The sequence below is a fragment of the Microbacterium sp. LMI13-1-1.1 genome, from assembly GCF_040815625.1.
GTDB classification, from domain to species: Bacteria; Actinomycetota; Actinomycetes; order Actinomycetales; family Microbacteriaceae; genus Microbacterium; species Microbacterium forte.
In genome coordinates, this window is the sequence record NZ_JBFPNL010000002.1 from 1 (window position 1) to 307 (window position 307).

Annotated in this window: 1 protein-coding gene; it reads right to left on the reverse strand. The window is 69.4% G+C overall.

All coding sequences use genetic code 11. The features are described from left to right. Positions 1-203: hypothetical protein (locus MRBLMI13_RS06825; RefSeq protein WP_367821374.1), on the reverse strand; the 203-nt coding region annotated here is incomplete at its 3' end. Positions 204-307 lie beyond the last annotated feature (104 nt).

Genomic DNA, 307 nt, shown 5'->3' on the forward strand with positions numbered 1-307 from the left:
TGCGGCTCGCGCTGTTGGACGGGGTGGTCGGGGTCGCGGGGTTTCTGGCGGCGACGGGTCCGATCGAGAAGGTGTGGGATCGGCTCACGGTCGATCAGCGGTTGGCGGCGGATGTTGCGTTGGCGGGATGCGCCCGCGGTCACGGCCTCGACACGGAACCCGGCGACGACTCGACCGGGGACGACGCGGACGTGGATGAGCATGCGGCGGGTCCGTCGCCGACGGCGCAGGATCTGAAGGCTCTGGCGGAGGATCTCGCGTCGATGTTCGATCCGGATGGTGAGGAACCGAAAGACGAGGACGCGCG